The sequence below is a fragment of the Alcaligenes sp. Marseille-Q7550 genome (genome assembly GCF_965112015.1).
This window is the reverse complement of the sequence record NZ_CBCOPU010000002.1, coordinates 960,764-978,826: the sequence shown is the minus strand read 5'-3', so window position 1 is coordinate 978,826 and position 18,063 is coordinate 960,764. Positions and strand designations below refer to the sequence as shown.

The 18,063-nt window shown below is 66.2% G+C and carries 15 protein-coding genes and 1 pseudogene; 9 read left to right on the top strand and 7 right to left on the bottom strand.

What is annotated here, in order from left to right; genetic code table 11:
* Window positions 1–76 precede the first annotated feature (76 nt).
* The 5 genes from ACWPWO_RS14010 to ACWPWO_RS13990 form a co-directional block, all read right to left on the bottom strand.
* Window positions 77–772, bottom strand: a complete 696-nt coding sequence (locus ACWPWO_RS14010; RefSeq protein ID WP_454007094.1) for a 5'-methylthioadenosine/adenosylhomocysteine nucleosidase — start codon at window positions 770–772, stop codon at window positions 77–79.
* A gap of 34 nt (window positions 773–806) precedes the next feature.
* Window positions 807–1,625 (bottom strand): bifunctional hydroxymethylpyrimidine kinase/phosphomethylpyrimidine kinase, encoded by an 819-nt coding sequence (gene thiD, locus ACWPWO_RS14005; protein ID WP_454007093.1) that lies wholly within the window; start codon window positions 1,623–1,625, stop codon window positions 807–809.
* Window positions 1,626–1,629: 4 nt separating this feature from the next.
* A complete protein-coding gene (locus ACWPWO_RS14000) occupies window positions 1,630–2,439 on the bottom strand; it encodes a thiazole synthase (protein WP_454007092.1) in 810 nt (269 codons plus the stop codon).
* A gap of 157 nt (window positions 2,440–2,596) precedes the next feature.
* Window positions 2,597–3,484, bottom strand: coding sequence for an ABC transporter substrate-binding protein (locus ACWPWO_RS13995; RefSeq protein ID WP_454007091.1), 888 nt, complete (start codon window positions 3,482–3,484; stop codon window positions 2,597–2,599).
* A 49-nt stretch (window positions 3,485–3,533) separates the two neighbouring features.
* A complete protein-coding gene (locus tag ACWPWO_RS13990) occupies window positions 3,534–5,381 on the bottom strand; it encodes a TonB-dependent receptor domain-containing protein (protein ID WP_454007090.1) in 1,848 nt (615 codons plus the stop codon).
* 419 nt (window positions 5,382–5,800) lie between these two features.
* On the opposite strand from ACWPWO_RS13990, the gene metH reads away from it, so the two are divergent.
* Window positions 5,801–9,574: a methionine synthase gene (gene metH / locus ACWPWO_RS13985; RefSeq protein WP_454007089.1), complete on the top strand. Its 3,774-nt coding sequence runs from the start codon at window positions 5,801–5,803 to the stop codon at window positions 9,572–9,574.
* 1 nt (window position 9,575) lies between these two features.
* Window positions 9,576–10,403 (top strand): helix-turn-helix transcriptional regulator, encoded by an 828-nt coding sequence (locus tag ACWPWO_RS13980; RefSeq protein WP_454007088.1) that lies wholly within the window; start codon window positions 9,576–9,578, stop codon window positions 10,401–10,403.
* Here the strand turns inward: ACWPWO_RS13980 and ACWPWO_RS13975 are convergent.
* Window positions 10,336–11,879, bottom strand: a pseudogene (locus ACWPWO_RS13975) (DHA2 family efflux MFS transporter permease subunit). The gene ACWPWO_RS13980 and the pseudogene ACWPWO_RS13975 sit on opposite strands and share 68 nt — an antisense overlap.
* A 76-nt stretch (window positions 11,880–11,955) precedes the next feature.
* Here ACWPWO_RS13975 and ACWPWO_RS13970 point away from each other — a divergent pair.
* From ACWPWO_RS13970 to ACWPWO_RS13955, 4 genes are all read left to right on the top strand, one after another.
* Window positions 11,956–12,147, top strand: coding sequence for a DUF3460 family protein (locus ACWPWO_RS13970; RefSeq protein WP_394061996.1), 192 nt, complete (start codon window positions 11,956–11,958; stop codon window positions 12,145–12,147).
* A 17-nt stretch (window positions 12,148–12,164) separates the two neighbouring features.
* Window positions 12,165–13,007: a segregation and condensation protein A gene (locus ACWPWO_RS13965; RefSeq protein ID WP_454007087.1), complete on the top strand. Its 843-nt coding sequence runs from the start codon at window positions 12,165–12,167 to the stop codon at window positions 13,005–13,007.
* Window positions 13,008–13,045: 38 nt separating this feature from the next.
* Window positions 13,046–13,894, top strand: coding sequence for a pantoate--beta-alanine ligase (gene panC / locus ACWPWO_RS13960; RefSeq protein WP_454007086.1), 849 nt, complete (start codon window positions 13,046–13,048; stop codon window positions 13,892–13,894).
* Window positions 13,895–14,093: 199 nt separating this feature from the next.
* The gene (locus ACWPWO_RS13955; RefSeq protein WP_454007085.1) at window positions 14,094–14,366 is read left to right on the top strand and encodes a response regulator transcription factor; all 273 of its coding nucleotides are present in this window, start codon (window positions 14,094–14,096) and stop codon (window positions 14,364–14,366) included.
* 13 nt (window positions 14,367–14,379) lie between these two features.
* Here the strand turns inward: ACWPWO_RS13955 and ACWPWO_RS13950 are convergent, their stop codons facing one another.
* A complete protein-coding gene (locus tag ACWPWO_RS13950) occupies window positions 14,380–15,018 on the bottom strand; it encodes a hypothetical protein (protein WP_454007084.1) in 639 nt (212 codons plus the stop codon).
* Window positions 15,019–15,152: 134 nt separating this feature from the next.
* Between ACWPWO_RS13950 and coaE the strand changes: the two genes are divergently transcribed.
* The 3 genes from coaE to ACWPWO_RS13935 all read left to right on the top strand — a co-directional run bounded on the left by coaE (window position 15,153) and on the right by ACWPWO_RS13935 (window position 18,063).
* The gene (gene coaE / locus ACWPWO_RS13945) at window positions 15,153–15,728 is read left to right on the top strand and encodes a dephospho-CoA kinase (protein WP_454007083.1); all 576 of its coding nucleotides are present in this window, start codon (window positions 15,153–15,155) and stop codon (window positions 15,726–15,728) included.
* 70 nt (window positions 15,729–15,798) lie between these two features.
* Window positions 15,799–16,554, top strand: coding sequence for a cell division protein ZapD (gene zapD / locus ACWPWO_RS13940; RefSeq protein ID WP_394061984.1), 756 nt, complete (start codon window positions 15,799–15,801; stop codon window positions 16,552–16,554).
* Between the two features lie 396 nt (window positions 16,555–16,950).
* Window positions 16,951–18,063 (top strand): efflux RND transporter periplasmic adaptor subunit, encoded by a 1,113-nt coding sequence (locus ACWPWO_RS13935; protein ID WP_454007082.1) that lies wholly within the window; start codon window positions 16,951–16,953, stop codon window positions 18,061–18,063.

Genomic DNA, 18,063 nt, shown 5'->3' with positions numbered 1-18,063 from the left:
AAAGGCTTGGCAAAGAATCGATTATAAGCCAGCGCACCAGTATCAGCGCGCCGGGGCATGGAACCTGTCCACGTTCTCAGCATGCCGGCACCATGGCGTGCAGCAGGGCGCTGGCATTGTCCACGGCGATCGGCAGGAAGGTGTCGAAATCCATGTGCGCGCCCTGGTTGGCATTGTCGGAGATGCTGCGGATGCAGACGAAGGGCAAGGAGTTCAGGTAGCACACGTGGGCGATCGCGGCGCTTTCCATCTCGCAGGCCAGCGCTCCGAACGTACGGGTCAGCCATTGTATTTTATCGTTACAGGCGACGAATTGGTCGCCGGTAACAATTCGGCCCACGTGCACCCGGTGGCCCTCGATGCGCTGCGCGGCCTGGCGGGCGATGGCCAGCAGGGCGGGGTCGGCCGGAAAGTCGAAGGTGTCCAGGCGGAATATCTGGCCGGGCGGCAGGCCCAGGGCCTGCACGTCCATGTCGTGCTGCACCAGCGTGTCGGCGATGACCACGTCCCCGGGCACGATGCCGGGGGCCAGGCCGCCGGCGATGCCGATGTTGATGATGCGGCCGACGGAGAATTCCGAAATCAGCAATTGCGTGCAGGCGGCCGCATTGACCTTGCCCACGCCGCAGACTACGGCCACCACGGCCTTGCCCAGGTAGGCGCCGCAATGGAAGGTCATGCCGGCGCGGTGATGGGTCCGGGCGTCCTGCAGGCGGGCCAGCACGACTTCCAGCTCTTCGTGCATGGCGACGATGATACCGAGTGTAGACATAGAAGCGAAAGGCGCCGCCCGTGGGCGGCCGCAGTTAGGAGGACGGCCAGAGGCGGTGGAAATGGTGCACCGGGCCATGGCCGCTGCCCACTTCCAGCTCGCCGGAGCGGGCGATGGCTTCGTACAGGTACTGCTTGGCCGCCAGGGCGGCTTGCGGCACGCTGGCGTGCTGGGGCAGCAGGGCGGCCAGCGCCGCTGACAAGGTGCAGCCGGTGCCGTGCGTGTTGGCCGTGGCGATGCGCTTGGCCGGCATTTCTATCATCTGGTCGCCGTCGTGCAGCAGGTCGATGCAGTCCGAACCGGGCAAATGGCCGCCTTTCAGGAATACCCAGCGCTGGTCGCTGTGGTCCATCAGGCGGCGCAGGCGTTCGGCCGCCTGGCGCATTTCCTTCAGGGTCTCGACCGGGCGGGCGTCCAGCAGCACGCCGGCCTCGGGCAGGTTGGGCGTGATCATGGTGCATTGGGGAACCAGTTCTTCGCGCAGGGCGTTGACCGCGGCGCGTTCCAGCAGGTGGTCGCCGCTCTTGGCGATCATGACCGGATCCAGCACCAGATGCCTGGGCTTGAAGTGCGCCATGCGGTCGGCCACCACGCGGGTGACGGCTTCCTGGCCCAGCATGCCGATCTTGACGGCGTCGATGCGCACGTCGGCGAACAGGGTATCGATCTGCTGGCGCACGAAGTCCACGGGGACGGGGCAGATGCCGGTGACGCCCTGGGTGTTCTGGGCGGTCAGGGCGGCGATCACGGCGGTGGCGTAGGCGCCCAGCGCACTCATGGCCTTCACGTCGGCCAGAATGCCGGCGCCGCCGGAGGGATCGACTCCGGCGATGGTCAGCGTATTGGGGATCATGTCGTCAGGACGTGCGGGAGTGGATCAGGCCTTCGGTGGGCGAACTGGGGTCGGCGTCGTAGTACTTGCGCGGCACGCGGCCGGACAGGTAGGCCTGGCGGCCGGCCTGCACGGCCAGGTTCATGGCGCTGGCCATCAGGATGGGCTGGCGCGCGCCCGCGATGGCGGTGTTCATCAGCACGCCGTCGCAGCCCAGCTCCATGGCGATGGCGGCGTCCGAGGCCGTGCCCACGCCGGCGTCCACCAGGACGGGGACCTTGCTCTGGTCGATGATCAGGCGCAGGTTCCAGGGATTGAGGATGCCCATGCCCGAGCCGATCAGCGAGGCCAGCGGCATGATGGCCACGCAGCCTATGTCCTCGAGCATGCGCGCCTGGATGGGGTCGTCGGCGCAGTAGACCATGACGTCGAACCCTTCGGCGACCAGTGTCCTGGCGGCTTTCAGGGTCTCGGGCATATTGGGGAACAGGTTGCCGGAGTCGCCCAGCACTTCCAGCTTGACCAGCTTGTGGCCGTCGAGCAGCTCGCGCGCCAGGCGCAGGGTGCGTACCGCGTCTTCGGCGGTGTAGCAGCCGGCGGTATTGGGCAGCAGCGTGTACTTGGAGGGCGGCAGATAGTCCAGCAGGCTGGGTTCGTCGGCGTTCTGGCCGATATTGGTGCGGCGGATGGCCACGGTGACGATTTCCGCGCCGCTGGCTTCGATGGCCTCGCGCGTTTCGTCGAAATCCTTGTATTTGCCGGTGCCCACCAGCAGGCGGGATTGATAGGTCTTGCCGGCCAGGACAAATGGGTCGTTCTTCAGGGTGTGGGTCATGGTGGTGATGCGGGAGAACTGCGCGCGGACAGGCGCAGGCTGTTTCAAATAGCCAATAAACAGAAGAATAATCGATTTATGGATTCCGCGTGGGCTGGCCCGCGGCCATCGTGGCGAATCGGCGGCCAAGCGCGCGGCGTCCGTCCGGAAGCGACGCTCAGGGCTGGCTGGCCCGGTAGTGGTCCAGCTGTTCGCACAGCTCGTGCGCGGCGTCGATCAGGCGGGGGCCGGGGCGGTACAGGGCGTCGGGGTCCAGGTTGAGCAGGGCCTGGGGCGCCAGCCCCAGGTGCCTTTCCCAGAAACGGTGGCGCTCGCGCAGCATTGCCGGGTCGCGGTAGGCCATGATGACCACCTGCGGCTTCTTGTGCAGCACGTCTTCCAGGCTGATGGTGGGCGCCACGGCGGCGTGCCCGGCGTAGATGTTGCGCGCGTCGCAGGTGTCGAGCACATCCTGGGTCAAGGGATCGCGGGCCAGCGTATACAGGGGCTCGTGGCCGATCTCCAGGAAAGCCGTTACGGCGTCGCCCGGATGGCGGTCCTGGCGCAGCGCGGCGATCTGGTTCTCCAGGGCGGCGGCGGCCCGTTCGGCCTGGTCCCGCGTGTCCAGTTCCAGCCCGGCCTGACGCACCAGGGCGGGAATGTCGTCCAGGCGGACGGGAGCGGCCAGGGTCAGGCCTATGCCGGCCTGCTGCAGCTGCCGGGTCAGTTCGGGGCCGATCTGGCCGCTCTGCCAGGCCCAGACCTGGTCGGGCTTGAGCTGCAGCAGCCGTTCGGGGTTGACGCGCAGCGCATCGCCGATGCGCGGCAGGGTCAGGGCGCCGGGCGGAAAGTCGCTGGCGCTGTCCACGGCCAGCAGATGGTCGCCCGCGCCGGCGGCAAAGAGGATTTCCGTGATGTGCGGGGCCAGGCTCACGACCGTGGGAGATTCCGCCTGCGCCGGCGCGCCCAGGGTGCTCGCACAGGCCGCCTTCGCGGCCAGCAGACATGCGCCCGCCATGGCGCTCAGGAGCCGTCGCAGGCGGGAAGTCGTGGCGAAAGCGGGCATGGTCGGGTTTCCAGGGCGGGCCGGCGCAAGGCCGGCCCTTGCGCCATTCTTACATGCGCCAGGCCAGGTTCAGGAACACGCTGGAGCCGGGATTGTTGTAGCCGCGGATCAGGGTGTAGTCCTTGTCCAGCACGTTGTTCCAGCGCAGCTGGGCTTCCAGGCTGGCGGTGATGGGGTAGCTGGCCGTCAGGTTCAGCAGGCCGTAGCCGCCCAGGCGCACCTTGTTGTCCGCGTCTTCGAAGCGGCGGGTGGCGAACTGGTACTCGGCGCCGACTTTCAGGGCGTCAAAGCGCTGTTCCACGGCCAGCTTGTAGTTCTGCCTGGCGCGGCGGATCAGCTGATTGCCGGTATTGTCGTCCTTGGGATTGGCGAAGTCGGCGCTGGCCGTCAGAGTGGTGTCGCCCAGTTGCTTCATGGCCGTCAGGGTCAGGCCGGTGATGCGGGCACGTTCCGTGTTGGAGGTCGTGCATTCGAAATTCGCATCGCAGACGTAGGGGTTGATCATGTCGCGGATGCGGTTCTGGTAGACCACCAGGCCCAGCTCGGTCGTGTCGTCGGCATAGCGTACATGGCCTTCCACGTTGCGCGACTTCTCGGGGCGCAGGTCGGGATTGCCCTGGAAGCCCCAGCTGTAGGGGGTGTACAGGTCGGCAAAGGTCGGCGCGCGAAAGCCGGTGTTCGCCGCCACGCCCACGGTCCAGTTGTCGGTCACGTCCAGGTCGTAGCCCAGGCCGCCGGTCACCTTGTTGCCGTAGCCGCTGATATTGTCGTTGCGCACGCTGGCCTGCAGGTGGTGGCGGTCCAGGTCGCCGCGGTAGATCAGGGCGAAGGCATTGGTGTTGCGCTTGTCTTCGTTGTGCACGGTGGTGTGCTTGATGCGCTCTTCCAGGCGCTCGGCCAGCAGCGAGACGGTATGGCCCCGGGCCACGGCCAGGTCGTTCTGCCAGCTGTACTGGCGCTGCAGGGTGGAATAGCGTGAGCCGTACAGCCGGGTTTCCACATCTTCCTTGCTCAGCGAGGCGCTCAGGCGGCTGGTCCAGCGTTCGGCCAGCTTGTTGGTGCTGGTCAGGCCATAGGCCTGCTGGCGGGTCAGTGTGCTGGGAGTCTTGATGCCGGGGCCGCCGTCGAACTGGCCGTCCATGTAGCTGTTCAGCGCGGTCAGGCCCAGGTGCTGGCCCTGGGCCCATTCATAGCCCAGCGTGCCGCTGAAGCCGTGCTGCGTGTAGCCGTTCTTGTCGCGGTTGTAGGTGAAGCTGCCGGCCTGGGGGTTGGTGGCGTTGAAGCCGTCGCTCGTGCCGTAGCTGGTCGCCAGGCTGTAGTCCCAGCCCTGCGTGGCGCCGGAGAAGCCGGCGCTGGACTTGAAAGTGTCGTAGGAACCCAGGCCCACATTGCCCCAGGCGCTCAAGGCGCGTTCGCGCTGGCCTCTCCGGGTGATGATGTTGATCACCCCGCCGATGGCGTCCGATCCGTACAGGCTGCTGCCGGCGCCGCGCACGATCTCGATGCGCTCGATCAGCGCGGGATCCAGCGCCTGCCAGTTCACCGAGCCGCTGGTCGAGCTGTTGATGCGCATCCCGTCGATCATGACGCGGGTCTGCTGCGGATTGGTGCCGCGCAGGTAGATGCTGGTGACGGCCTGCGGGCCGCCGTTGGTGGTGATCTCCACGCCGGGCTGGCGCTGCAGGATCTCGGCCACGCTGCTCTGGCCGGCTTTCTGGAGGGCATCGCGGCCGATCACGGTCACGTCGCCCACGACGTTCTTCAGCGGCTGTTCGATGCTGCTTGGAGTGACCACGATTTGTTCGAGCTTGGCGACGGGGGCGGTCTGGGCGGCGGCGAGCAGCGGCAGGGCGCCGGCCACGGCGGCCATCAATGGCCGGAGGGAAAATGCGGACATGGTGATTCCTGTATGACGTGCGTCCCCGCACGTCGTTGAACGAGGCCGCCCGGCGGTGGGGCGGCAATGGATTCAGGGCGGCAGGAACCTGCGGGCAGGTCCCAAGAGGCTGGTATCGGGCTATGCGCGGGGCATGTACCGTTGCGGGGGCAGCACGTTTGGCCGCTCCTGGGCGGAGCGGGGGTCGTTTCCCATTTGACTTTCCCAGGCCCGGGCGGGGCCGGACCGGAAAGCACCTCTTTCCGAGCGGCAAATGTTACATGCCTGTGACGCAAACGTTAAGGGTTTGGGTCTGTTCGCGGATGCAAAAGGCTACAATTGTGGCGTCAATCCACCAGATTCGCGGCCGGCGCCCTTGGAGGCCAGCAAGCCGGAGGCGCGGCGCGGGGGTCTTTTTTTACTTGCCACGGGGTTTGCCAGTGTCCCATCCTGCTTTGCCTTATCCGATTTCCGCCTACACTCGCGGGGCCGAGTTCGCTCGCCGCCTGGGCCAGCGGATCATGATCCTGGACGGTGCCATGGGCACCATGATCCAACGTTACAAATTGGGCGAGGCGGATTTCCGGGGCGAGCGTTTCGCGGACCATCACAAGGACCTGAAGGGCGACAACGAACTGCTGTCGCTGGTGCGCCCGGACATCATCCGCGAGATCCACGACCAGTACCTGCGAGCGGGCGCGGACGTCATCAGCACCAATACCTTCGGCGCCACGGACATCGCCCAGGGCGACTATGACCTGCCGGGCATCAGCTACGACCTGAACCTGGAATCGGCGCGTCTAGCCTGTGCGGCGCGCGACGCCTTCAGCACCCCGGACTGGCCGCGCTTCGTGGCCGGCGCGCTGGGCCCACAGCCCAAGACCGCCTCCATTTCCCCGGACGTGAACGATCCGGCGGCCCGCAACGTGACTTTCGAGCAGTTGCGCGTGGCCTACGCCGAGCAGGTCAACGCCCTGCTGGACGGCGGCGTGGACATCCTGCTGATCGAGACCGTGTTCGACACCCTGAATGCCAAGGCGGCGGTGTTCGCCCTGGAAAGCGTCTTCGAGGAGCGCGGCGAGCGCGTGCCCGTCATGGTGTCGGGCACGGTGACGGACGCCTCCGGGCGCATCCTGTCGGGCCAGACCGTGGAAGCCTTCTGGAACTCCATGCGCCATGCCCGCCCCATCACCATAGGCCTGAACTGCGCCCTGGGTGCGGCGCTCATGCGCCCCTACGTGGCCGAGCTGTCCAAGCTCTGCGACACCTATGTCTGCGTGTACCCCAACGCCGGCCTGCCCAATCCCATGGCGGAAACGGGCTTTGATGAAACGCCGGCCGATACCTCCGCCCTGCTGCAGGAATTCACCCAGGCCGGACTGGTGAACATGGTGGGCGGCTGCTGCGGCACCACGCCCGAGCACATTGCCGCCATCGCCGAGCTGTGCCGGGACCTGCCGCCGCGCGTCGTGCCCGAGGTTCCCGTCAAGACGCGCCTGTCGGGCCTGGAGCCCTTGAACATCGACGACGACACCTTGTTCGTGAACGTCGGCGAGCGCACCAACGTCACGGGCAGCAAGGCCTTTCTGCGCCTGATCCGCGAAGAGAACTACGAAGAGGCCCTGTCCGTGGCGCGCCAGCAGGTCGAGAACGGCGCCCAGATCATCGACATCAACATGGACGAAGGCATGCTGGACTCGGCGGCCTGCATGCACCGCTTCCTGAACCTGATCGCCTCCGAGCCGGATATCGCCCGCGTGCCCATCATGATCGACAGTTCCAAGTGGGACGTGATCGAGACCGGCCTGCGCTGCGTGCAGGGCAAGGCCATCGTCAACTCCATCTCCATGAAGGAGGGGATCGAACCCTTCCTGGAGCACGCCCGCCTGTGCCGCAAGTACGGCGCCGCCGTGGTGGTCATGGCTTTTGACGAGCAGGGCCAGGCCGACAACCTCCAGCGCCGCATCGAGATCTGCGAGCGCGCCTACCGCCTGCTGGTGGACGAGGTGGGCTTCCCGCCCGAGGACATCATCTTCGATCCCAACGTGTTCGCGGTGGCCACGGGCATGGACGAGCACGCCAACTACGGCCTGGACTTCATCCAGGGCGTGAGCTGGATCCACAAGAATCTGCCGCACGCGCGCCTGTCGGGCGGCATCTCCAACGTCAGCTTCTCCTTCCGCGGCAACGAAGCCATGCGCGAGGCCATCCACACGGTGTTCCTGTATTACGCGATCCAGGAAGGCCTGACCATGGGCATCGTGAACGCGGGCCAGTTGGGCGTGTATGCCGACATCGAGCCGCATCTGCGCGACCTGATCGAGGACGTCATCCTGAACCGCGCCGAGCCCAAGGGCAAGACGGATCCGGCCGATGAGCGCACCCCTACGGAGCGTCTGGTGGAGATGGCCGAAAGCGTGAAGGGCTCGGGCGCCAAGAAGGAAGAAGACCTGGCCTGGCGCGAAGCCTCGGTGGAGCAGCGTCTGATCCACTCCCTGGTGCATGGCATCACCACCTTCATCGTGGAAGATACGGAAGAGGTCCGGCAGAAGATCGCCGCCCAGGGCGGCCGCCCCATCTCCGTCATCGAAGGTCCCCTGATGGACGGCATGAACGTGGTGGGCGATCTGTTCGGCCAGGGCAAGATGTTCCTGCCGCAGGTGGTCAAGTCCGCGCGCGTCATGAAGCAGGCCGTGGCCCACCTGATTCCCTTCATCGAAGAAGAAAAGCGCCAGATCGAGGCGGCCGGCGGCGACGTGCGCTCCAAGGGCCGCATGGTCATCGCCACGGTCAAGGGCGACGTGCACGACATCGGCAAGAACATCGTGTCGGTGGTCATGCAGTGCAACAACTTCGAAGTGGTCAATATGGGCGTGATGGTGCCCTGCGCCGAGATCCTGGCCAAGGCCAAGGAAGTGCAAGCCGATATCGTGGGCTTGTCGGGCCTGATCACGCCCAGCCTGGAGGAAATGGCCTACGTGGCGTCCGAAATGCAGCGCGATCCCTACTTCCGCGAGCGCAACATTCCCCTGATGATAGGCGGGGCCACCACCAGCCGCGTGCACACGGCCGTGAAGATCGCGCCGCACTACGACGGCCCGGTCATCTACACGCCGGACGCCAGCCGCTGCGTGGGCGTGGCCACCAACCTGGTGTCGGACAATGTCGAGGAGTTCCTGGCCGAGATCCGCGAGGAATACGAGCAGGTGCGCCAGCGCCATGCCAACCGCAAGGCCACGCCGCTGATCTCCCTGGACAAGGCGCGCGAGGACAAGCCGGCCATAGACTGGTCCGCCTATGTGCCGCCGCGTCCCAAGTTCATCGGCCGGCGCGTGTTCAAGAACTACGACCTGGCCGAAATCGCCCAGTACATCGACTGGACGCCTTTCTTCCAGACCTGGAGCCTGTTCGGCAAGTATCCCGCCATCCTGGAGGACAAGGTGGTGGGCGAGCAGGCCAGGACCTTGTTCGCGGAAGGACAGGCCATGCTCAAGAAGGTCATCGAAGGCCGCTGGCTCACCGCCAACGGCGTGGTCGCCTTCTACCCGGCCAACACGGTCAACGGCGAGGACATCGAGGTCTATGCCGATGAGTCGCGCAGCGAGGTGCTCTTCACCTGGCGCAACCTGCGCCAGCAGGGCGTCAAGCGCGAAGGCGTGGACAGCAAGTGCCTGGCCGATTACATCGCGCCCAAGGAAAGCGGCGTGGCCGACTACATCGGCCTGTTCGCCGTGACCGGCGGCCTCGGGGTGGACAAGCTGTCCGAGCGCTTCCAGGCCGAGGGCGACGATTACTCGGACCTGATGATCAAGGCCCTGGGCGACCGCTTCGCCGAGGGCTTCGCCGAGTGCCTGCACGCTCGCGTGCGCACCGACCTGTGGGGTTACGTCACCGACGAGCGCCTGTCCAACGAGGAGCTCATCGATGAAAAATACCAGGGCATACGCCCGGCTCCCGGCTATCCGGCCTGCCCGGAGCATGTGGTCAAGCAGGAGATGTTCCGCGTGCTGCAGTGCGAGGAGATCGGCATGTTCATCACCGACAGCTACGCCATGATCCCGGCCTCCAGCGTGTCCGGCTTCTACTTCAGCCACCCCCAGTCCAAGTATTTCAACGTGGGCAATATCGGCGAAGACCAGTTGCAGGACTACATCCGGCGCAGCGGCCGCACGGAAGAGGACGTGCGGCGTACCTTGTCCAGCGTGCTGGGCTGACATGGGCGGGCGCACCGGAACCGCGGCGGAGCAGTCCGCCGCCCTCACCCGGCGCCAGGCGCTGGGCCGCTTCCTGCGCCATGCCCGTGAACGCATCCGGCCCGAGGCCCTGGGCCTGGCCCCCGGCGTGCGGCGGCGCACGCCGGGCCTGCGCCGCGAAGAGGTGGCGCAGTTGTGCGACATCAGCACCACCTGGTACACCTGGATCGAGCAGGGCCGCGATGTCACCGTCTCGCCGGCGGTCTGCGCGCGCCTGGCGTCCGTGCTGAAGCTGGCCCGCGCGGAGCGCCACTACCTGTTCGAGCTGGCCGACTGCGCCGATCCGGAACACTGGCAGGGCGACATCCAGCCCCTGCCGCAGGGCTTGAGCGCCTGCGTGGACAGCATCACTGCGCCGGCCTACATCCTGGATCGCAGCTGGAACGTGCTGGCGCGCAACGAGGCCCTGCTGGAGCTGTTCGACGGCTGGCCCGACCGCAGCGAGCAGCCCAATCTGCTGCGCTATATCTTCCTGGATCCGGCCGCGCGCGACCTGGTGCAGGACTGGGAGCAGCGCGCCAGCCGCGCGGTGGCCGAATTCCGCGCCGCCGTCGGCGCGCAGGCGAACGAGCCGGCTCCGCAGGCCCTGATCCACGAACTGGCCCAGCAAAGCCAGGTGTTCGCCTTCTGGTGGGGGCGGCAGACGGTGGTCGAGCGCGAAGGCGGCCTGCGGGATTTCCGGCACCCGCGGCTGGGCGGGCGGCGCGTCCAGCAGTTCACCTTCAGGCTGGCGATCCGGCCGGACTGCAAGCTGGTGATGCTGCTGGCCGATGCGGCCGCTCCAGCCTGAACGCCGGCGCTGCGCGGCCTCTAGCGCTGGATGACTTTCGGGTCTGTTTTTCCTGCAGGGCGTCGCCGTCAGCCGGCGACAGGCGGGCGAAGGACAGGCTGGAGGCGGCCGTGATGGCGCCCAGGATCAGGAAGGCCCAGACCACGTCCTGCGTGGCAACGGCGGTGGCGCCGCGCAGGGACATGCTGACGTTCAGGGTGACGGCCGCGCAGGCCACCCCCAGGCTGATCGCCAACTGCTGGGCCATGGCCGCGAAGCTGCTGGCGCGGCTCATGGCGTGCGAGTCCAGGTCGGCATAGGTCAGCGTGTTCACGGCCGTGAATTGCAGCGAACGGAAGAAGCCGCCCGCCGTCAGCACGGCGGCCATCAGCCACAGCGGCGTGCTGGCCTGGAACAGGGCGCAAAGGGCGATGAACAGCCCGGTCAGCCAGGCGTTCACGATCAGCACCCGGCGAAAGCCATAGCGCCGTATGATGGGCGGAGCGGCCAGCTTCATGACCAGCGCGCCGATGGCGCCCGTGAAGGTGATCAGGCCGGCGGCCAGGGCGCTCATGCCGAAGCTGGTCTGCAGCAGAATGGCCAGCAGGAAAGGCGAAGCGCCCAGGGAAAAGCGGCACAGATTGCCGCCCAGCACGGAAATGGCGAAGGTCTTGGTGCGCAGCAGCGTCAGGTCGATGATGGGGTAGGCGGCCTGGCGCGAATGCCAGCCGTACCAGAGCCCGGCCGCCAGGCCGGTCAGGGTCAGCCAGCCCAGGGTGGGCCAGCTCAGCGTGCCGTGGCCCACGTTCTCGAAGCTGGTCACCAGCGTGGCCAGGCAGACGGCGCTCAGCAGAAAGCCCAGCCAGTCCAGGGGGCGCGCTCCATGGGGTAGTCTTCGCGGATGTACTTGAGCACCAGGGCGATGCCCAGCAGCCCTACGGGGATGTTGATCAGGAATATCCAGTGCCAGGTGGCGTAGGTGACCAGGAAGCCGCCCACCGGCGGGCCGATGATGGGCCCCAGCAAGGCGGGCAGGGTCAGCACGGCCATGGCGCCCAGCAACTGGTCCTTGGGCACGCGGCGCAGCAGGATGATGCGCCCGACCGGGACCATCATGGCCCCGGCCATGCCCTGCACCACCCTGGCGGCCACCAGTTGCGGCAGGTTCTGGGACAAGGCGCATGCAACAGAACTGACGGTAAAGAGTAAAATGGCGGCCAGGAACACCTTGCGGGCGCCGAAGCGATCGGCGGCCCAGCCGCTGATGGGCACGAACACGGCCACGGCCAGCAGGTAGCTGGTGATGATGATGTTCATGCGGATCACGCTGGTGTCCAGCGAGAGCGCCATGGTGGGCAGGGCGGTGGCCACCACCGTGGAGTCCAGCATCTGCATGAAGAGCGCGCAGCCGACGATGTAGGGAATGATGCGTATGGCGCGGCGCTCCTGGGAAGACATGGCCGCATCGGCAGCGGTTTCGGTCGTGACAGACGTCATGCAGCGAGCTCTCCGGTGTTCGGTGCAGTAAACTCGAACTTTTCTGTTATCCAATTACTTTAGGCGTACAGGTATTATGGCAAAGAATTACGAATCGGAAATCACCCAGTTCCTCAAGCAATACAAAGATCAGTATCCCGATACCGAAGCGCGTCAGCGCGAAGGCCGTCATCGTCTGTGGGACAAGCAGATCGACCAGGAGCTGCAGGACGGCTACAAGGCGGCGCGCACGCCTCAGAAGCCTTACGTGTACTACGAGAACAACTGAAGCCGCACGCCTGACCTGTGTCCGAGATCGAACAGGAAATCGCGCTGGACGAGCCGCAGGCCGATGCCGATGCGGTGCTGGCGCGACTGTACGGCGAACCCCTGTTCGCCATACCCCAGGATCTGTACATCCCGCCCGATGCGCTGGAAGCCTTTCTGGACGCCTTCGAAGGCCCGCTGGACCTGTTGCTGTACCTGATACGCAAGCAGAACTTCAACGTCCTGGACATTCCCATGGCCCAGGTCACCGGGCAGTACCTGGCCTATGTTGAGCAGATCCGCGCCAGCAATCTGGAGCTGGCCGGGGAGTACCTGCTGATGGCGGCCCTGCTCATCGAGATCAAGTCCCGCATGCTCCTGCCCGTGCGCAAGGCCGACACCGGCGAGGAGGTCGAGGACCCGCGCGCCGAGCTGGTGCGCCGCCTGCTGGAGTACGAACGCATGAAGCTGGGGGCGCGCCGCCTGGACGAGCTGCCCTTGCAGGGACGCGATTACCTTCTGGCGGCCGCCCACGCCGAGCTGGTCGTGGAGGAGATCCTGCCCGAGGTCTGCGCCGACGACCTGCGCCAGGCCTGGCTGGGCATCCTCAAGCGCGCCAAGCTCAACGCCAGCCACAAGATCACCCGCGAGCAATTGTCGGTTCGCGATCACATGAGCCAGATCCTGCGCCGATTGCAGGACGTGCGCTTCATGGAATTCACCCAGCTTTTTTCCGAACGCCTGGATCAGGGAGATCCGGCGGCGGTGATTGTCGTGCACTTTCTGGCCATGCTGGAACTGGCACGAGAGTCCCTGCTTGAAATCACCCAGGCCGAGCCCTATGCTCCCATTTACCTGCGCCTGACCTACATCCGGGCCTAGGGCGGGCCAGCCGGCCTCATTCCGTAGCGGAGAAATTTTTGAAAGTCGTCCACAACATCCAAGAACTGCGCGATCAGCTCCAGGGCCAGACACGCGTGGCATTCGTGCCTACCATGGGCAATCTGCACCAGGCTCACCTGTCGCTGATGAAGCTGGCCCGTCAGCACGGCGATCCGGTGGTCGCCAGCATTTTCGTCAACCGCCTGCAGTTCGGGCCCAACGAGGACTTCGACCGTTATCCGCGCACCTTGCAGGACGACGTGGCCAAGATGGAGCAGGAACGGGACGTCTACGTACTGTTCGCGCCGTCGGAAAAGGAAATGTACCCGGAGCCGCAGAATTTCCGCGTCAGCCCGCCGGACCACCTGGGCCGCATCCTGGAAGGGCATTTCCGCCCCGATTTCTTCGAAGGCGTGTGCACGGTGGTGCTCAAGCTGTTCTCCTGCGTGCAGCCGCGCGTGGCCGTGTTCGGCAAGAAGGATTACCAGCAGTTGATGGTGGTGCGCCAGATGGTGCGCCAGTTCCAGCTGCCGGTGGAAATCCTGGCGCACGAGACCGTGCGCGAGACCGACGGCCTGGCCATGTCCTCCCGCAACCGTTACCTGAGCGAGGCCGAGCGCGCCGAAGCGCCGCAGCTCTACCAGGCGCTGCAGGAAATGGCGCGGCAATTGCAGCAGGGCGACAGCCGCGAGCAGATCGAGGAGCGCGCCGCCCGCCGCCTGACCGAACGCGGCTGGCAGGTGGACTACATGGCCCTGCGCCGCCAGTCCGACCTGCTGGAACCCACGCCGGAACAGATCCAGGGCGGCGAGCCGCTGGTGGCCTTGGCCGCCGCCAAGCTGGGCGCCACCCGGCTGATCGACAACCTGGAGATGGTGAAGGCCTGATTGCGCGATCACGGCAGCAAGGACAACGAAGCACGGTTCAGGCCGTGCTTTTTTATTGACCACTTAGACCTGTGACAAAGTCATCCTGTCAGAGCTAACAGTCGCTCGTATGTTGCATAAAATGACAAAATATGTCTTATGGTTAACAAGTTGAGCCGGCAGCGGCACGGCCGCCCGGCACATGTATCGCGAGGCTGACATGGTATTGAATGGTCATCTTCCCGCCAACGTCCTCTTCGACAGCCTGACGCCGCGCGAGCGCGACGTGCTGTCCTATATCGCCATCGGCAAGGCCAACAAGGTGATCGCGGCCGAACTGGCTATTTCCCAGCGCACCGTGGAAGCGCACCGGGCCCGGGTCTTCCAGAAACTGCGGGTGCGCAATGCCGTGGAGCTGACCCGGTGCGTGTTCAGCGAACCGGGCCTGCTGGAGGCGCTGCCGCCCAGGGTATCGGGCAGGCGGGCGGGTTAGAGCCGGTCCGTGCTCAGCGGCAGGCCGGGACGGGCTTGCCGTCCAGCTCGGCAATGGGGTCGATGTCGGCCTGGCGGGTCAGGCGGCTTTCCAGCGTGGGGCGCTGCTGGTTGAACGTATTGATGCGCAGTACATTGCCATTCACGAAGCTCAGGTCGGCCAGCGTGGTGTCGTTGTCCGCCAGCAGGGCGATGCGCGTGGGCTGCGCGCCTATGGGCACCCAGCAGCCGCCGGCGCTGCGCGCCTGTCCGCCGTCCAGGGGCATGGCGCGCAGGCGCCACTGGCCGGCGGGCGCCAGCGTGACGCTGATCTTGGAAGGCGAGCAGGCGCCGCCCTGGGGCGGGCAGGACAGCGTGCCCAGGAAGGTCTTGGGCTCGGCCAGTTCGGCCACTGTCGTGCCCAGCGGCGCGGCTTGCTGTTCAGGCTGGGCGGGAGCGACGGGGCGCACGCCTTCCTGGTCGCCGAAGCCCAGGGTGATCTGCGAAGGAGCGCGGGTCGTGTCGCGGCCCTGGGCGTTGCGCAGGGCATCCTGCTGCGTAGAACCGCGCCCTTCGTTGGGGTCGGGCTGGGCCGGGCTCTGGGCGCAGGCCGCCAGCAGGGCGACCATGGCCAGGGAAAGGGGACGCAGGGACGTGATCTTCTGAAAAGGCATGGCGGACTTCCGTGGAGAGGGATACTGCGATTCTACGCGAGACCTTGCGCGCAGGACAGCGCCGCCCTTTGCCTGCGGGGTAGGAGGATTGCCGTCCTTACGTTACAGTTTCATTTTTGACGGATGGACGGCGCATGCTGACGATAGGGCTGACGGGGGGAATCGGATCGGGCAAGAGCAAGGTGGCGGATTTCTTCGCCGCCTGGGGCGCGGCCGTCATCGATACGGATGTGATCGCCCATCAGCTCACCGCGCCCGGCGGGCAGGCCATCGAACCCATCCGCCAGGCCTTCGGGCAGGAGTTCATCGCCGCGGACGGCTCCATGGACCGCGACCGCATGCGCGCCCGCGTCTTTCAGGATCCGCCGGCGCGCCGCCGCCTGGAGGGCATCATTCATCCCTTGATTTCAGCCGTAACAAAAGCACAGACCTTGACTGCGCAGGGATGTTATCTTGTCGTGGTGGTGCCTTTGCTGGTGGAGTCGGGCCGGTGGCGGGAGCGGGTGGACCGCATCTGCGTCGTCGATTGCGATCCGGCCACCCAGGTGCGCCGCGTGCAGCAGCGCAGCGGGCTGTCCATTGCCACGATTGAGCGTATCATGGCCGCACAGGCCACGCGCGAGCAGCGTCTTGCGCTGGCCGATGATGTCGTCCTGAATGACGGGGAGACGACGCTGCCGCTCCTGGAGCAGCGCGCCCGGGCCATGTGAAAAAGGGACGGGTCCGGTGGACCGGGGTCCCCCCCCCGCCGCAAGCAGTCTAATAAAGGTTTCTAAACGCGTGACTCTATACGAATACCCATGCAACGAGCGTGTCAGGGCTTTGCTCCGGGTGGAATACCTGTTCGAGCGGCTGTTTCACTTTGCCCGCAGCCTGGACGCGCACTCCCATCAGGTTGCCGTGGCAACCCTGTTCGACTTGCTGGACATCTCCGATCGCACCGACTTGCGCTCCGCCGTCCTGCAGGACCTCGAGCGCCAGCGCATCGCGCTGGCGGCCTTGCGCGAGCATCCCGGCGTGCAGTTGCAGGCGCTGGACAAGATGCTGGATGAAATCAACGGCGCGGCGGCCGAGCTGTCCGCGCAGGGGCGGGTCGGCCAGGGCCTGCGCGACAATGAATGGCTGGCCAGCCTGCGCGGCCGGGTCGCCGTTCCGGGCGGCACCTCGCAGGTGGACATGCCGTCCTACTACTCCTGGCAGCAGCGCCCCGATGCCGAGCGCGTCGAGGACATCCGGCGCTGGTCGGAGCCCTTCGCGCCCCTGTACCAGGGCCTGGCCCTGATCCTGCGCCTGCTGCGCCAATCGGGCGACGCGGTCGAGCAGACCGCCCGCGAAGGCTCCTACCAGGAGATGCTGGCCGGCAAGTCCTTCCAGTTGCTGCGGGTGTGGGTGAACGCCGGCGCGCGCATCTATCCCGAGATGAGCGCCAACCGCTATGTGGTGTGGGTGCGCTTCGTGCAGCAGGACAACCAGCTCAAGCCGCAACCGGTCACGGCGGACATCCCTTTCCGGCTGGCGCGCTGCAATTTCGGTTGAACAGTTCCGTTCATATCAGGTTCAGGTAGCGGCTTTTATACTTGGCCGGGCAGGCGCGCGCCGGAGCGGGCGGCTGTTGCACGCAGGCTTCGCGCACGGACATAAAACCCTCCCTTGCGCCGGGCTCAATGGAATAATGTCACACGTTGCGCGAGCGCGTCCGAAACGGGCGCGCTGCTGTTAAACGCTGGTTTTGACGCTGCGTGCGGACAATCGAGTTTTAGCCGGGGAGCTTACATGTCGGAGTTAAATACAGGCAGAGGTCGGAAGTCCCGAACCTTTTATGTCTGCTTGGTGCTGGGTCTGTTGGTGGCGGGAGGCCTGGCTTATTACGCTTTGTCTCCGAAGCCCGCCGCGACCGAAAGCGCCTCCGGCCAGCCGCGCGGACCGCGCGGCATGATGGTCTCCGCCAAGGTGCCGGTGCGCGTCGTAACCGTGCAGGAAGGGCTGATCGACCAGACTTTGACGGCCATCGCCACGGTCAAGCCCCTGCAGACCGTGGCCGTGCGCGGCGAGGTCGACGGCGTGCTGGTGCGCGTCCTGTTCAAGGACGGCCAGCGCGTCAAGGCCGGCGACCTGCTGGCCGAGATCGATCCGCGCACCTATCAGGTCCAGCTGGATCAGGCGCGCGGCCAGTTGCTGCAGAACCAGGCCCAGCTCAAGGGCGCGCAGCAGGAGCTGCAGCGTCACCGCGTGCTGTTCCAGCAGAATTCGATTTCGCGCCAGGCGCTGGAGACCAAGGAAACCGCCGTGCAGCAGCTTCAGGCGCAGGTCAAGTCCAGCCAGGCGGAAGTGGCCCGCACCCAATTGCAGCTGGATCGCACCCGCATTACGGCGCCGCTGGACGGTCGTCTGGGTCTGCGCAAGCTGGATCAGGGCAACCTGATTTCCGCCGCCAATACCGACGGCCTGGTCGTCATCACCCAGACCGATCCGATCGGCGTGGAATTCTCCCTGCCCCAGAATCAGTTGGCGGCTCTCTCGCAGGCCATGCGCCAGAGCCAGGCGCCGCTGCGCGTGGAGGTCACCGACAGCAACGGCCGGGTGCTTTCCAGCCAGGGCCGGCTGCAGGCCCTGGACAATCAGATCGACGTGGCCACGGGCACCTTGCGCGTGAAGGCGGAGTTCGACAATCCCGACGAGACCCTGTTTCCCAACCAGTTCGTCAATGCGCGCATCTACCTGGGCCAGCAGCAAGGGCTGCTGATCCCGTCCTACGCGGTGCAGCGCGGCTCGGTGGGCACCTATCTGTATACGTTGGACGCGGACGACAAGGTGCATGTGCAGCCTGTGGAACTGGGCACCGCCTCGCTGGACACCACGCTGGTGGCTTCGGGCTTGAAGGCGGGCGAGCGCATCGTGGTGGAAGGCACCGACCGCCTGCGCGAAGGTTCGGTCGTGGAAGTGATGGACGCAGCCGGCAAGGCCCAGGCGCCGGCGGCCAAGCCGGAACAGGCCCAGCGGCCGGCCGGCGGATCGGGCCGGCGCGCACGCCCAGCGGGTGAATAA

Excerpts from the sequence above, each read along its gene's own strand:
- ACWPWO_RS13990 (WP_454007090.1), bottom strand. The coding sequence starts at position 5,381 with ATGTCCGCATTTTCCCTCCGGCCATTGATGGCCGCCGTGGCCGGCGCC.
- ACWPWO_RS13995 (WP_454007091.1), bottom strand. The coding sequence starts at position 3,484 with ATGCCCGCTTTCGCCACGACTTCCCGCCTGCGACGGCTCCTGAGCGCC.
- ACWPWO_RS13950 (WP_454007084.1), bottom strand. The coding sequence starts at position 15,018 with ATGCCTTTTCAGAAGATCACGTCCCTGCGTCCCCTTTCCCTGGCCATG.
- ACWPWO_RS13935 (WP_454007082.1), top strand. The coding sequence starts at position 16,951 with ATGATGGTCTCCGCCAAGGTGCCGGTGCGCGTCGTAACCGTGCAGGAA.
- thiD (WP_454007093.1), bottom strand. The coding sequence starts at position 1,625 with ATGATCCCCAATACGCTGACCATCGCCGGAGTCGATCCCTCCGGCGGC.
- coaE (WP_454007083.1), top strand. The coding sequence starts at position 15,153 with ATGCTGACGATAGGGCTGACGGGGGGAATCGGATCGGGCAAGAGCAAG.
- ACWPWO_RS13970 (WP_394061996.1), top strand. The coding sequence starts at position 11,956 with ATGGCAAAGAATTACGAATCGGAAATCACCCAGTTCCTCAAGCAATAC.
- ACWPWO_RS14000 (WP_454007092.1), bottom strand. The coding sequence starts at position 2,439 with ATGACCCACACCCTGAAGAACGACCCATTTGTCCTGGCCGGCAAGACC.
- ACWPWO_RS14010 (WP_454007094.1), bottom strand. The coding sequence starts at position 772 with ATGTCTACACTCGGTATCATCGTCGCCATGCACGAAGAGCTGGAAGTC.
- ACWPWO_RS13955 (WP_454007085.1), top strand. The coding sequence starts at position 14,094 with ATGGTATTGAATGGTCATCTTCCCGCCAACGTCCTCTTCGACAGCCTG.
- ACWPWO_RS13980 (WP_454007088.1), top strand. The coding sequence starts at position 9,576 with ATGGGCGGGCGCACCGGAACCGCGGCGGAGCAGTCCGCCGCCCTCACC.